9 protein-coding genes and 1 tRNA gene are annotated in these 13,446 nt (G+C 69.6%); 3 read left to right on the forward strand and 7 right to left on the reverse strand.

Annotated features, from left to right (window positions below; translation table 11 throughout):
* Positions 1–6: 6 nt before the first annotated feature.
* The 7 genes from lon to RGE_RS13625 all read right to left on the reverse strand — a co-directional run bounded on the left by lon (position 7) and on the right by RGE_RS13625 (position 10,347).
* A complete protein-coding gene (gene lon / locus RGE_RS13595) occupies positions 7–2,430 on the reverse strand; it encodes an endopeptidase La (protein ID WP_014428993.1) in 2,424 nt (807 codons plus the stop codon).
* A 90-nt stretch (positions 2,431–2,520) separates the two neighbouring features.
* Positions 2,521–3,792: an ATP-dependent Clp protease ATP-binding subunit ClpX gene (clpX, locus tag RGE_RS13600; RefSeq protein WP_014428994.1), complete on the reverse strand. Its 1,272-nt coding sequence runs from the start codon at positions 3,790–3,792 to the stop codon at positions 2,521–2,523.
* A gap of 118 nt (positions 3,793–3,910) precedes the next feature.
* On the reverse strand, positions 3,911–4,519 hold the full coding sequence (gene clpP / locus RGE_RS13605; protein ID WP_014428995.1) for an ATP-dependent Clp endopeptidase proteolytic subunit ClpP: 609 nt from the start codon (positions 4,517–4,519) through the stop codon (positions 3,911–3,913).
* Between the two features lie 14 nt (positions 4,520–4,533).
* Entirely contained in the window at positions 4,534–5,844 is a 1,311-nt protein-coding gene (gene tig / locus RGE_RS13610; RefSeq protein ID WP_014428996.1) for a trigger factor, read from the reverse strand.
* 30 nt (positions 5,845–5,874) lie between these two features.
* A tRNA-Leu gene (locus RGE_RS13615) sits at positions 5,875–5,961 on the reverse strand.
* A 142-nt stretch (positions 5,962–6,103) separates the two neighbouring features.
* On the reverse strand, positions 6,104–9,259 hold the full coding sequence (locus RGE_RS13620; RefSeq protein WP_014428997.1) for an efflux RND transporter permease subunit: 3,156 nt from the start codon (positions 9,257–9,259) through the stop codon (positions 6,104–6,106).
* Positions 9,259–10,347: an efflux RND transporter periplasmic adaptor subunit gene (locus RGE_RS13625; protein ID WP_043784097.1), complete on the reverse strand. Its 1,089-nt coding sequence runs from the start codon at positions 10,345–10,347 to the stop codon at positions 9,259–9,261. Before RGE_RS13625 ends, RGE_RS13620 begins: the two co-directional genes overlap by 1 nt.
* 97 nt (positions 10,348–10,444) lie before the next feature.
* Between RGE_RS13625 and hpnC the strand changes: the two genes are divergently transcribed.
* Genes hpnC through hpnE form a run of 3 tightly spaced genes read left to right on the forward strand, consistent with a single transcriptional unit; the run spans position 10,445 to position 13,406 of the window.
* A complete protein-coding gene (gene hpnC / locus RGE_RS13630; protein ID WP_014428999.1) occupies positions 10,445–11,275 on the forward strand; it encodes a squalene synthase HpnC in 831 nt (276 codons plus the stop codon).
* Positions 11,272–12,120 (forward strand): presqualene diphosphate synthase HpnD, encoded by an 849-nt coding sequence (gene hpnD, locus RGE_RS24600; RefSeq protein WP_014429000.1) that lies wholly within the window; start codon positions 11,272–11,274, stop codon positions 12,118–12,120. Before hpnC ends, hpnD begins: the two co-directional genes overlap by 4 nt.
* Entirely contained in the window at positions 12,117–13,406 is a 1,290-nt protein-coding gene (gene hpnE, locus RGE_RS24605; protein ID WP_014429001.1) for a hydroxysqualene dehydroxylase HpnE, read from the forward strand. Before hpnD ends, hpnE begins: the two co-directional genes overlap by 4 nt.
* Positions 13,407–13,446: the final 40 nt, after the last annotated feature.

Genomic DNA, 13,446 nt, shown 5'->3' on the forward strand with positions numbered 1-13,446 from the left:
ACCTTATCAGTGCGGCAGGGCATCGGAACCGACGACCGGCGTCACCGCGGCTTCCGGCGCGGCGTCCTTGGCACTGACCTCTTCCTCGGGCAGCGGCTCGGGCACCTTCTCGAGCGCGATCTCGAGCACGCGGTCGATCCACTTGACCGGCACGATTTCGAGGTTGTTCTTCGCGTTCTCCGGAATCTCCTGGAGATCCTTGACGTTCTCCTCGGGGATCAGCACGGTCTTGATGCCGCCGCGGTGCGCCGCGAGCAGCTTCTCCTTCAGGCCGCCGATCGCCGTGACCTCGCCACGCAGCGTGATCTCGCCGGTCATCGCGACGTCGGCCCGCACCGGGATGCCGGTCAGCGCCGAGACGAAGGCCGTCGTCATCGCCGCACCCGCGCTCGGGCCGTCCTTGGGCGTCGCGCCGTCGGGCACGTGGATGTGGATGTCGCGCTTCTCGAAGAGTTCGTCCTTGATGCCCAAGCGGCGGGCGCGCGAGCGCACCACCGAGCGGGCCGCCTCGACCGACTCCTTCATCACGTCGCCGAGCTGGCCGGTGCGGATGATGTTGCCCTTGCCGGGCATCACCGCCGCCTCGATGGTCAGCAGGTCGCCGCCGACCTCGGTCCAGGCCAGACCGACCACCTGGCCGACCTGGTTCTGCTTCTCGGCACGACCGAAGTCGTACTTGCGCACGCCCAGGAAGTCGTTGAGGTTGTCCTCGGAGACGACGACCTTGCCGTCGTAGGTCTTGAGCTGGATGCCCTTGACCACCTTGCGGCAGATCTTGGAGATCTCGCGCTCGAGCGAACGCACGCCGGCTTCACGCGTGTAGTAGCGGATGATGCCGCGCAGCGCCGACTCGGTGACTTCCATCTCGCCGTCGGCCACGCCGTTGTTCTTCTGCTGCTTGGGCAGCAGGTAGCGCTGGGCGATGTTGAGCTTCTCGTCCTCGGTATAGCCGGCCAGGCGGATGACTTCCATCCGGTCGAGCAGCGCCGGCGGGATGTTCATCGAGTTGGACGTCGCGACGAACATCACGTCCGACAGGTCGAAGTCGACCTCGACGTAATGGTCGCTGAAGGTGTGGTTCTGCTCGGGGTCGAGCACTTCCAGCAACGCCGACGACGGGTCGCCGCGGAAATCCATGCCCAGCTTGTCGATCTCGTCGAGCAGGAACAGCGGATTGCGCACCGCGACCTTGCTCAGGCTCTGCAGCACCTTGCCCGGCATCGAGCCGATGTAGGTGCGGCGGTGGCCGCGGATCTCGGCCTCGTCGCGCATGCCGCCCAGCGCCATGCGCACGAACTTGCGGCCGGTGGCGCGCGCCACGCTCTGGCCGAGCGAGGTCTTGCCGACGCCCGGGGGGCCCACGAGGCACAGGATCGGCGCCTTGACCTTGTCGACACGCTGCTGCACCGCGAGGTACTCGAGGATGCGGTCCTTGACCTTCTCCAGGCCGAAGTGGTCTTCGTTGAGCACAGTCTCGGCGTTCGCCAGGTCGTGCTTGATCTTGGACTTCTTCGCCCAGGGCAGGTTGACCAGCGTGTCGATGTAGTTGCGCACGACGGTCGCCTCGGCGGACATCGGCGACATCAGCTTGAGCTTCTTCAGCTCCGACTCGGCCTTCTTGCGCGCTTCCTTGGTCATGCGCGCGGCGGCGATCTTCTTCTCGAGTTCCTCGAGGTCGGCACCTTCTTCGCCGTCGCCGAGTTCCTTCTGGATCGCCTTGACCTGCTCGTTCAGGTAGTACTCGCGCTGGCTCTTCTCCATCTGCCGCTTGACGCGGCCGCGGATGCGCTTTTCGACCTGCAGGATGTCGACCTCGTGCTCGAGCAGCTCGAGCAGCTTCTCCAGCCGCGGCGCGGTGGCGAACAGGTCGAGCACGGCCTGCTTGGCCTCGAGCTTGAGCGGCAGGTGCGCGGCGATCGTGTCGGCCAGGCGGCCCGGATCGTCGATGCCGGCGATCGAGGTCAGGATCTCCGGCGGGATCTTCTTGTTGAGCTTGACGTACTGGTCGAACTGCTGCGTCACGGCGCGGCGCAGGGCCTCGATCTCGGGCGAGCTGTCGGCCGGCGCGGTGATCGGCGCGACCGTGCCGACGAAGTGCTCGCCGGAGTCGGTGATCGTGACGGTGTGGGCGCGCTGCAGGCCTTCGACCAGCACCTTCACGGTGCCGTCAGGCAGCTTGAGCATCTGCAGGATGCTCGACACGCAGCCGATCTCGAACATGTCGTCGGCCTTGGGCTCGTCCTTGCCGGCGGCCTTCTGGGCCACGAGCATGATCTGCCGGCCCGATTCCATCGCCGCTTCCAGCGCCTTGATCGACTTCGGGCGCCCGACGAACAGCGGGATGACCATGTGCGGGAACACCACGACATCTCGCAGCGGCAGCAGCGGCAGCGTGATGGGGTCGCTCGGCAGGGTGGGATGTCCGGACATCGGTGTACCTCTCTTTCTCAGGTCCACGTGGGGCCCGAGAGGGCAAATGCAAGTGGCGGGCCGCCGCGAGCAGGCGTGGCCCGGCCGGGCTCAGGCGCTGGCCTTGGCCTGTTCCCGGTAGACCAGCAGCGGCTTGGCGCCGTCTTCGATGATGTGTTCATCGATCACGACCTTGGCAACGCCGTCCAGCGTCGGCAGATCGAACATCGTGTCGATCAGCGCGTGCTCCATGATGGAGCGCAGGCCGCGGGCGCCGGTCTTGCGCGCCAGCGCCTTGCGGGCGATGGCGGCCAGCGCGGACGGACGGATCTCGAGCTCGACGCCGTCCATGCCGAACAGCTTCTGGTACTGCTTGACCAGCGCGTTCTTGGGCTCGGTGAGGATCTGCACCATCGCGTCTTCGGTCAGCTCGCCCAGCGTGGCGACGACCGGCAGACGGCCGACCAGTTCGGGGATCAGGCCGAACTTGATCAGATCCTCGGGTTCGACTTCGCGGAACAGGTCGGAGACCTTCTTCTCGCTCTTGCTGTGCACGGTGGCAGCGAAGCCGATGCCGGACTTCTCGGTGCGGTTCTGGATGACCTTCTCGAGGCCGTCGAAGGCGCCGCCGCAGATGAACAGGATGTTCGTCGTGTCGATCTGCAGGAAGTCCTGGTTCGAATGCTTGCGCCCGCCCTGCGGCGGCACGCTGGCCATCGTGCCTTCGACCAGCTTGAGCAGCGCCTGCTGCACGCCTTCGCCCGACACGTCGCGCGTGATGCTCGGGTTGTCGGCCTTGCGGCTGATCTTGTCGATCTCGTCGATGTACACGATCCCGCGCTGCGCCCGCTCGACGTCGTAATTGCAGTTCTGCAGCAGCTTCTGGATGATGTTCTCGACGTCCTCGCCGACGTAGCCGGCTTCGGTCAGCGTCGTCGCGTCGGCGATCACGAACGGCACGTTCAGCAGCCGCGCCAGCGTCTGCGCGAGCAGCGTCTTGCCCGAGCCGGTGGGGCCGATCAGCAGGATGTTGCTCTTCGTGAGCTCGACCTCGTCCTTGCCACCGGCGCCCATGTGCTTCAGGCGCTTGTAGTGGTTGTAGACCGCCACCGACAGCGTGCGCTTGGCCACGTCCTGGCCGATGACGTACTGGTCCAGGCTGGTCTTGATCTCGCTCGGGACGGGCAGGTCGGACTTCGTGACCTTCGCCGTGCCGCCTTCGGCCGGCACTTCGTCACGGATGATGTCGTTGCAGAGCTCGATGCACTCGTCGCAGATGAACACCGACGGCCCGGCAATGAGCTTCTTCACCTCATGCTGGCTCTTGCCGCAGAAGGAGCAGTAAAGGACTTTCTCGCCGGAGGCGCCCTTCTTGTCGGCCATGTCTCGTCGTGCGCGGAGGGAAAAGGAAACCGAACCCCATCATAGACCAACTCCCGCTGCCCGCTGGACAGCGAAAAGGAGGCCTTTTCCGGGGGTCGAGAAGGGGTGGGAAAGCGGGTCAGCCGCGCTTTTCGAGGACCTGGTCGATGAGACCGTAGTCCTTGGCTTCGCTGGGCGACAGCCACATGTCGCGCTCCATGTCGGCCTCGATCTTCTCGATCGACTGACCGGTGCGCTCGGCATAGATGCGGTTGAGCTGCTCGCGCGTCTTGATGATCTCGCGGGCCTGGATCTCGATGTCGCTGGCCTGGCCCTGGGCGCCGCCCGAGGGCTGGTGGATCATCACGCGGGAGTTCGGCAGCGCGAAGCGCTTGCCCTTGGCGCCGGCCATCAGCAGGAAGCTGCCCATGCTGGCGGCCATGCCCATGCACAGCGTCGAGACCTCCGGCTTGATGAAGTTCATCGTGTCGAAGATCGACAGGCCCGCGCTGACGCTGCCGCCCGGCGAGTTGATGTACAGGAAGATGTCCTTGTCCGGGTTCTCGGACTCCAGGAACAGCAGCTGAGCGCAAACGAGATTCGCGACCTGGTCGTTGACAGGGCCGACAAGGAAGACGATCCGCTCGCGCAGCAGGCGGCTGTAGATGTCGTAGGCGCGTTCACCGCGCCCGGACTGCTCGATGACCATGGGCACCATGCCCAGGCCGGTCGTCTCGATCACGCTCATAAGGGGATGTTTCCTCAGGCTGCCGACATCAGCTCGTCGAACGGTAGCACCTTGTCCGTGACCTTGGCCTTCGCCAGGATGAACTCGGTGACGTTGTTCTCGATGACCACCGCCTCGACCTCGGCCATGCGCTGGCGGTCGCCGAGGTACCAGCGCACCACTTCGGCGGGCTTCTCGTAGCTCTGGGCGAGCTCCTCGATGTGCGCACGCAGCTGGTCGGGCTGGGCTTGCAGGTTGTTGGTCTTGACGAGCTCGGCGACGATCAGGCCCAGGCGCACGCGGCGCTCGGCCTGCGGACGGAAGATGTCCTCGGGGATCGGCGCGTTCTCGGCGTCCTTGACGCCGCGCTGCTTCAGGTCGGCACGGGCACCGGCGACCAGACGCTGCAGTTCGTTGGCGATCAGCGCCTTGGGCAGGTCGAGCTCGGCCGACTTGGCCAGCGCTTCCATCGCCGCGGCCTTGTTGCGCGAACGCACGCGGAACTTGACCTCCCGCTCGAGGTTCTTCTTGACGTCGGCGCGCAGCGCCTCGACGGTGCCTTCGGCGATGCCCAGCGACTTGGCGAACTCGTCGTCGACGGTCGGCAGGTGCTGGATCTCGCACTTGGTCATCGTGACCAGGAAGTCGGCTTCCTTGCCCGCGACGTCCTGGCCGTGATAGTCGGCCGGGAACTGCAGCGGGAAGGTCTTGTTGTCGCCGACCTTCATGCCGCGCACGGCCTTGTCGAACTGCTCCAGCATCTGGCCTTCGCCGATGATGAACTGGAAGCCTTCGGCCTTGCCGCCGGCGAACGGTTCGCCGTCGATCTTGCCTTCGAAGTCGATCGTCACGCGGTCGCCTTCGGCGGCGCCTTCGGCGGCCGGGCGCTGCGTGAAGGTGCGGCGCTGCTTGCGCAGGATCTCGACGGTGCGGTCGATCGCTTCGTCGGTGACCTCGGCGGTGACGCGCTCGACCTCGACTTCGGCGAGTTCGCCGAGCTTGACTTCGGGGTAGACCTCGAAGGTCGCTTCGAAAGCGATCTCGCCTTCGGCGGCTTCGTCCTTCTGCGTGATGCTCGGGGCACCGGCGACACGCAGCTGGGCTTCGGTGGTGGCGTCGGCGAAGGCCTGGCCGACACGGTCGTTGACCACCTCGTACTGGACCGAATAGCCGTAGCGCTGGGCGACGACCGACATCGGCACCTTGCCCGGGCGGAAGCCGTCGGCCTTGACCGTGCGGGCCAGCTTGCGCAGGCGGGCTTCGACTTCGCTGTTGATGACGCTGGCCGGCAGCGTCAGCGTGATGCGGCGTTCCAGTTTTTCGAGGGTTTCGACGTTGACGGCCATGTGGGGCTCTCTAAGGCTTCAGTGAATGTCTGGTGCGCGGGGCCGGACTCGAACCGGCACGCCCGTGAAGGCGTCAGGACCTAAACCTGGTGCGTCTACCAATTTCGCCACCCGCGCGCTCAAAAACGTCGCCGCACGACACCCGCGGCGCGAATCCCGCGGGGGTCGTCGATCGCCGTTCCCGGATAACTCGATCGGTAAACCGCGCATTCTAGCCGGCACGCGGACAAAGCCCGACGCCGGCCCGCGTGCAAATGCTTCAGCGCCCTGCCCCGCCCTCGCGGCGCACGCGGAACCAGGCCGCGTACATCGCCGGCAACGCGAGCAGCGTCAGCGCCGTGGCGAGCACCAGCCCGCCCATGATTGCCACCGCCATCGGCCCCCAGAAGGTGCTGCGCGACAACGGGATCATCGCCAGCACCGCGGCCGCGGCCGTCAGCACGATGGGCCGGAAACGGCGCACCGCAGCCTCGATGATCGCGTCCCAGGCGGCGACGCCGCGGGCACGGTCGAGCTCGATCTGGTCGATCAGGATCACCGAGTTGCGCATGATCATGCCGGCCAGCGCGATGACGCCCAGCAGCGCGACGAAACCGAAAGGCTGGTCCAGCAGCAGCATCGCCGCGGCGGCGCCGGCGATCCCGAGCGGCCCGGTCAGGAACACCAGCAGCGCGCGGCCGAAGCTGCGCAGCTGCAGCATCAGCAGCGTGAAGATGATGAACAGCATCGCCGGCACGCCGGCCACGATCGAACGCTGGCCCTTGCTGCTTTCGGCGACGGCGCCGGCGGTCTCGATGCGGTAGCCCGGCGGCATGCGCGCCTGCAGCGCGCGCATCGCCGGCTCGAGCTGCGCCGTCACCGTCGCGCCCTGCACGCCTTCGGCGAGGTCGGCCTGCACCGTCGCGGCGTAGTCGCGCCCCTGGCGGTGCAGCACGCCCGGCTCCCAGTCCAGGCGGAGATGAGCCACCTGCGTCAGCGGCACGGCGCGGCCGCTGGCCGTCTGCACGTAGGCGCTGGACAGATCGGCGATCGTGTCGCGTTCGGCCTCGGGCAGGCGCAGCACGACGTCGACCAGCTTGTCGCCTTCGCGGTACTGGGCCACCGTGCTGCCCGACAGCAGGGTCTGCGAGGTCTGGGCGACGAGGCGGCTGGTGACGCCCAGCGCACGCGCCTTGTCCTGGTCGATCTCCAGGCGCAAGACCTTGATCGACTCGTTCCAGTCGTCGTTGACGCCGCGGGTGTGCGGGTTGGCGCGCATCAGCTCCTTGGCCTGGTCGGCCCAGCGGCGCACTTCCGCCGCCTCGCGGCCGAGCACGCGGAACTGCACCGGATACGCCACCGGCGGCCCGTTGGGCAGCGCGGTGACGCGGGCGCGCACCTCGGGGAACTCGGCGGCCAGCACCGCCGGCAGCTCGCGGCGGAGGCTGTCGCGCTCCTCCGGGTCCTTGGGCACCAGGATCATCTGGCTGACGTTGCTGTTCGGGAAGATCTGCTCCAGCGGCAGATAGAAACGCGGCACGCCCGAGCCCACCCAGGTGCTGACGGTGGCCACGCGCTCGTCGGCCAGCAGGCGCTTTTCGACGCGGCGCGCGACGTCGTCGCTGGCCCGGATCGTCGCCCCTTCGGGCAGCCAAAGGTCGACCAGCAGCTCGGGCCGCGCCGACTCGGGGAAGAACTGCTGCTGCACGCGCGTCATGCCGAAGATGCCGAGCGCGAACGAGGCCACCGTCACGCCGATCGTGATCCAGCGGTGCGCGACGCACCAGTCGACCGCGGCGCGGAAGCGGTTGTAGAACGGGCTGTCGAAGAGTTCGTGCGGCCCGTCGTCGGCCGCGGCCACCTTGCTGTGCGTGCGCAGCAGCCAGGTCCCCAGGTAGGGCACGAAGTAGACCGAGGCGAGCCAGGACACCAGCAGCGCGGCGGTCGTGACGGCGAAGATCGCGAAGGTGTACTCGCCGGTCTCCGACTTGGCCAGGCCGATCGGCAGGAAGCCGGCGGCGGTGATCAGCGTGCCGGTGAGCATCGGCATCGCGGTGATCTCGTAGGCGAAGGTCGCGGCACGCAGCTTGTCGTAGCCCTCCTCGAGTTTGCGGACCATCATCTCGACGGCGATGATCGCGTCGTCGACCAGCAGCCCCAGCGCGATGATCAGCGCGCCCAGCGACACCTTGTGCAGGCCGATGCCCCAGAAGCGCATCACGACGAAGGTGATCGCCAGCACCAGCGGGATCGTGATCGCGACGACCAGGCCCGGCCAGATGTCGACGCGCAGCGGCCTGGTGTGCAGACCCAGGCTGAGAAAGCTCACGCCGAGCACGATGACCACGGCCTCCAGCAGCACGCCGACGAACTCGTTGACCGAGGCCGAGACGACCTGGGGCTGGTCCTGGATCTGGTCGAGCTCGATGCCGATCGGCAGCTCGGCACGCAGCTCGTCGACCGCGGCACGGAGCGCCTTGCCGAGCGTGACGATGTCGCCGCCCGAGGCCATCGACACGCCCAACGCCAGCACCTGCCGGCCCTGGTGGCGCACCATCGTGTCCGGCGGGTCGACGTAGGCGCGGCGGATCTCGGCGATGTCCTGCAGCCGGATCGTGCTCGCGCGTCCGGTCTGCGGGTCCTGGGCGCGGATCGGGAAGCGCCGCAGCTCCTCGACCGAGCTGAACTGCCCGCCGACACGGAGCTGGATCTGCTCGGCGCCGGCCTGCAGCGTGCCGGCACCTTCCATCGCGTTCTGCGCGCCGAGCTGGGCCACGACCGCGCCGGCGTCGAGGCCGAGCTCGGCCATGCGCTTGCGCGAGACCTCGACGAAGATGTTCTCCGCCTGCCGGCCGAAGATCTCGACCTTGGAGACGTCGGGCACACGCAGCAGCCGCTGGCGCACGTCGTCGGCGAACTCGCGCAGCTCCTCCTGGCTGAAGCCGTCGGCCGACAGCGCGAAGATCGAGCCGTAGACGTCGCCGAAATCGTCGTTGAAGACCGGGCCGATGACGCCTTCGGGCAGCGTCGAGCGCATGTCGCCGATGCGCTTGCGCACCTGGTACCAGGCGTCGCGCACCTCGGCCGGCGGCGAGTGCTCGGCCAGGAACAGCGTCGTCACCGACTCGCCGGGCTTGGTGTAGCTGCGGATGCGGTCGGCGTACGGCACCTCCTGCAGCGTGCGCTCGATCTTGTCGGTCACCTGTTCGGCCACCTGCTGGGCGCTGGCGCCAGGCCAGTAGGCCTGCACGACCATCGCCCGGAAGGTGAACGGCGGATCCTCGTCCTGGCCGAGCTGGAAGTACGCGGCGATACCGAGCACCATCAGCACGACCATCAGGTAACGCGTCAGCGGCGCGTGTTCGAGCGCCCAGCGCGAGATGTTGAAACGCTCGCGGGCCGGGGCCGGCGCGGCGTCGTGGTTCTGCGTCTGCATCAGCGCTTCGTGTCCTCGTACAGGCGGACCTTCTGGCCCGGGGCGAGCACGTGCACGCCGGCCGTCACGACGACGGCACCGGGGGCCAGGCCGCTGGCGACGACGACGCTGTTGCCGTCGGTGCCGCCGAGCTCCACCGGCTGCGGCCTGACGGTCATCGTCGCGCGGTCGAGCACCCAGACCGAGGTCTTGCCCTGGACCTGCACCACGGCGGTCAGCGGCAGCTTGGCGACGCCTTCGACACGCGGCTGCTCGATCAGCACCGACGCGGTCTGCCCGAGCTGGGCGGCGCCGGCGCCGACGTCGGCCTTGACGGTGAAAGTGCGCGTCGCCGCGTCGGCGGCGGCGGCGACTTCGCGCACCGTCGCCGGCATCGTGTCCTGGCGGCCCCACAGCCGCACGCGCACGGCGCCCGGCCGTCCGAGCATCGAGCGCATGCGGCCGACCTCGTCTTCGGGCACGGCGAAAACGACGTCGCGCGGGCCGTCGTGCGCCAGGCGCAGCACCGGCGTGCCGGCCGCGAGCACCGCACCCGGCTCGGCCATCACCGCGGTGACGATGCCGGCCGCGCTGGCGTGCAGGTCGCTGTAGGCGGCCTGGTTGGCCTGCACGCCGGCTTCGGCGCGCGCCTGCTCGAACTGCGCCCGCGCGGCCTTCAGCGTCGTCTCGCGGCGGTCGAGTTCGGCGGCGCTGATGAAGCCTTGTTCGTAGAGCTCGCGGAAACGCTTGAAGTCGGCCGCGGCCATCTCGGCATTGACCTGGGCCGAGCGCATCGTCGCCTGGGCGGCGGTCTGCGCCAGGCGCAGGTCCTGCGGGTCGAGCTGGGCCAGCAGTTCGCCGGCGGCCACGTGCCGGCCGACTTCGGCCTGGCGGCGCACCAGCTTGCCGGCGACGCGGAAGCCGAGCTGCGACTCGGTGCGCGCCTGGACCTCGGCGGCGTACTCCTGCACACCGCCGGCGCTCGCCTGGGCCAGCACGACGGTGCGCACCGCACGCACCGGCTCGGGTGGCGCCTCGTGGCGCGAGCAGGCGGACAACGCGGCGACCGCCAGCAAAGCCGCCACCGGGATAACGAAGAAAGATCTCATGCGCTGGCGCTAATGACTCACTGGTCATTAATGTAGGCGTCCGTGCTTTCCACTGTCAACGGCGGCCCCGCCGCGCCAGCGGCCACAATCGCCGCCCGTGAGCGTCGATCACTACGAGAACTTCCCTGTCGCGTCGGTGTTGTGCCCGCCGACGATCCGGCCCGCCGTCGTGGCCATCTACCACTTCGCGCGCACGGCCGACGACATCGCCGACGAAGGCGCGGCCCCGCCGGCCGAGCGCCACGCGGCGCTGGCCGCCTACCGCGCCGACCTGCAGGCCGTCGAGCGCGGCGCTGCACCCAGCGCCCGCTGGGCGCCGGTCTTCGCACCGCTGGCGGCGGCGATGGAGCGCTACGCGCTGCCGCCGATCTGGCTGCACCGGCTGCTCGACGCCTTCGTGCAGGACGTCGACAACCCGGCTTACGCCGACCGCGCGCAGATCCTGCGGTACTGCAGCCGATCGGCCGACCCGGTCGGCCGCTTGCTGCTGCACCTGTACGGCGTGCACGACGCCGAGTCCGAACGCCGCGCCGACGCGATCTGCACCGGCCTGCAGCTCGCCAACTTCTGGCAGGACCTGGGCCTGGACGCCTCGCGCGGCCGCGTCTACCTGCCGCACGACGAACTGGCGGCCGCCGGCATCACGCTCGACGAGGTGCTGGCACGGCAGGACACGCCGGCGCTGCGCCGCCTGGTGCACGAACTCTGCGCCTGGGCCGAGTCGCTGCTGCGCGACGGCGCGCCGCTGGCGCTGGACGTGCCCGGCCGGGCCGGCTGGGAGCTGCGCCTCGTCGTGCAAGGCGGACTGCGCGTATTGGAGAGAATCGCGCGCATGAATCATGCGACGATCAGCGCGCGCCCGACGCTGGGCGCCACCGACCTGCCCGCGCTGCTGTGGCGCGCGGCGACGATGCGCCGCCCACGATGACACCGTCCGAGTACGTGCAGAAGCGGGCCGCCGGCAGCGGCTCGTCGTTCTATTACGCCTTCCTCTTCCTGCCGCCGGCCGAACGCGCCGCGATCACCGCCTTCTACGCCTTCTGCCGCGAGGTCGACGACGTCGTCGACGAGATGCAGGACCCGTCGGTGGCGGCGCAGAAGCTGCAGTGGTGGCGGCGCGAGGTCGACGCCGCCTTCGCAGGCCAGCCCACGCACCCGGTGATGCTGGCGCTGATGCCGCTGGCGCCGCAGTTCCGCATCGAGGCCGCGCACCTGCAGGCGGTCATCGAAGGCTGCCAGATGGACCTGGAGCAGACGCGTTTCCTCGACTTCCCGGCGCTGGCACGTTACTGCCACCTGGTGGCCGGCGTCGTCGGCGAGGTCGCGGCCAACATCTTCGGCCGCAGCAGCGAGCAGACCGTGCGCTACGCGCACACGCTGGGCCGCGCGCTGCAGCTCACGAACATCATCCGCGACGTCGGCGACGACGCCCGCCGGGGCCGCATCTATCTGCCGGTGTCCGAGCTGCAGCGCTTCGACGTCAAGGCGCACGAGATCCTCAAGCGCGAAGCGCCTTGGGGCTACAGCGAACGCTTCACGGCCCTGATGCGCTTCCAGGCCGAACGTGCGCACGCCACCTACGACGAGGCGCTGGCGCTGCTGCCCGAGGCCGACCGGGCGAAGCAGAAGACCGGGCTGATGATGGCCAACATCTACCGCGCACTGCTGCGCGAGATCGAGGCCGGCGGCTTCCAGGTGCTGCACCAGCGCACCTCGCTGACGCCGCTGCGCAAGCTGTGGATCGCGGCGCGCACCCACGTGCTGGCGCGGTGACGCGCGTCGCCGTCATCGGCGCCGGCTGGGCGGGGCTGGCCGCGGCCGTGCGGCTGGCCGCCGCCGGCGCCGCCGTCACGGTCTACGAGATGGCGCCTCGCCTCGGCGGCCGGGCGCGCAGCCTGGCCGACGATGCCGGCGGGCGCCTGGACAACGGCCAGCACATCCTGATCGGCGCCTACTCGCGCACGCTGGCGCTGATGCAGGACGTCGGCGCCGACCCGGCGCGGCTGCTCGCGCGCGGGCCGCTGGTGCTGCGCCGTGCCGATGGCGGCGGGCTGGCGCTGCCGCCGGGTTCGCCGGTGCCGGCTTTCGTGCGTGCGGTCGCCGGGGCGCGCGGCTGGAGCTGGCCCGACAAGCTGTCCTTGCTGAAGACGGCGACCGGCTGGGCGGCACGCGGCTTCCGCTGCGCGCCCGAGACCACCGTCGCGGCGCTGTGCAGCGGACTGTCGCCGCGCGTGCGCGCCGAGCTGATCGACCCGCTGTGCGTCGCCGCGCTGAACACGCCGGCCGACGAAGCCAGCGGCGCGGTGATGCTGCGTGTGCTGCGCGATGCCTTGTTCGGCGGCGCCGGTGCCGCCGATCTGCTGCTGCCGCGCCGGCCGCTGTCCGAGTTGCTGCCCGAGCCGGCCTCGGCCTGGCTGCAGGCGCACGGGGCCGAACTGCGCTGCGCGTCGAGGGTCGGCGCGATCGCGCCCACGGAGCGCGGCTGGCAGGTCGACGGCGAGCGCTACGACGCGGTCGTCCTGGCCGCCACGGCCGTCGAGTCGGCGCGCCTGAGCTCGGCGGTCGCGCCGGACTGGAGCGCCGCCGCCGCGGCCTTGCGCTACGAACCGATCGTCACCGTCTACCTCGATGCGCCGGGCCAGTCGCTGCCCTCGGCGATGACGACGCTGCGCGAAGGCCCCGAAGCGCCGGCGCAGTTCGCCTTCGACCACGGCCGGCTCGGCGGCACGCCGGGCCGCTCGGCCTGGGTCGTCAGCGGCGCCCGGCCCTGGATCGAACGCGGCCTGGACGCCTGCGGCGCCGCGGTGCTGGCCCAGGCGAGCCCGCTGCTGCCCGGCGCGCGCCTGCATCGCAGCGTCGCCGACAAACGCGCGACCTTCCGCTGCACGCCAGGGCTGCGACGTCCGCCGGCCCGCGTCGCGGCGCGACTCTGGGCCGCCGGCGACTACGTCGAGGGGCCTTATCCGGCGACGCTGGAAGGTGCGGTGCGGGCCGGCGAAGCCGCCGCCGCCCAAACGCTCGCCGAGATCGGCGCAGCGCAGCGCCGCGGACGGGCCTGACGCTCGGCTGCTGTGTCCCGGCGCACCGCGGCGCGCAAGT

This window comes from Rubrivivax gelatinosus IL144, assembly GCF_000284255.1.
Taxonomy (GTDB): Bacteria; Pseudomonadota; Gammaproteobacteria; order Burkholderiales; family Burkholderiaceae_C; genus Rubrivivax; species Rubrivivax gelatinosus_A.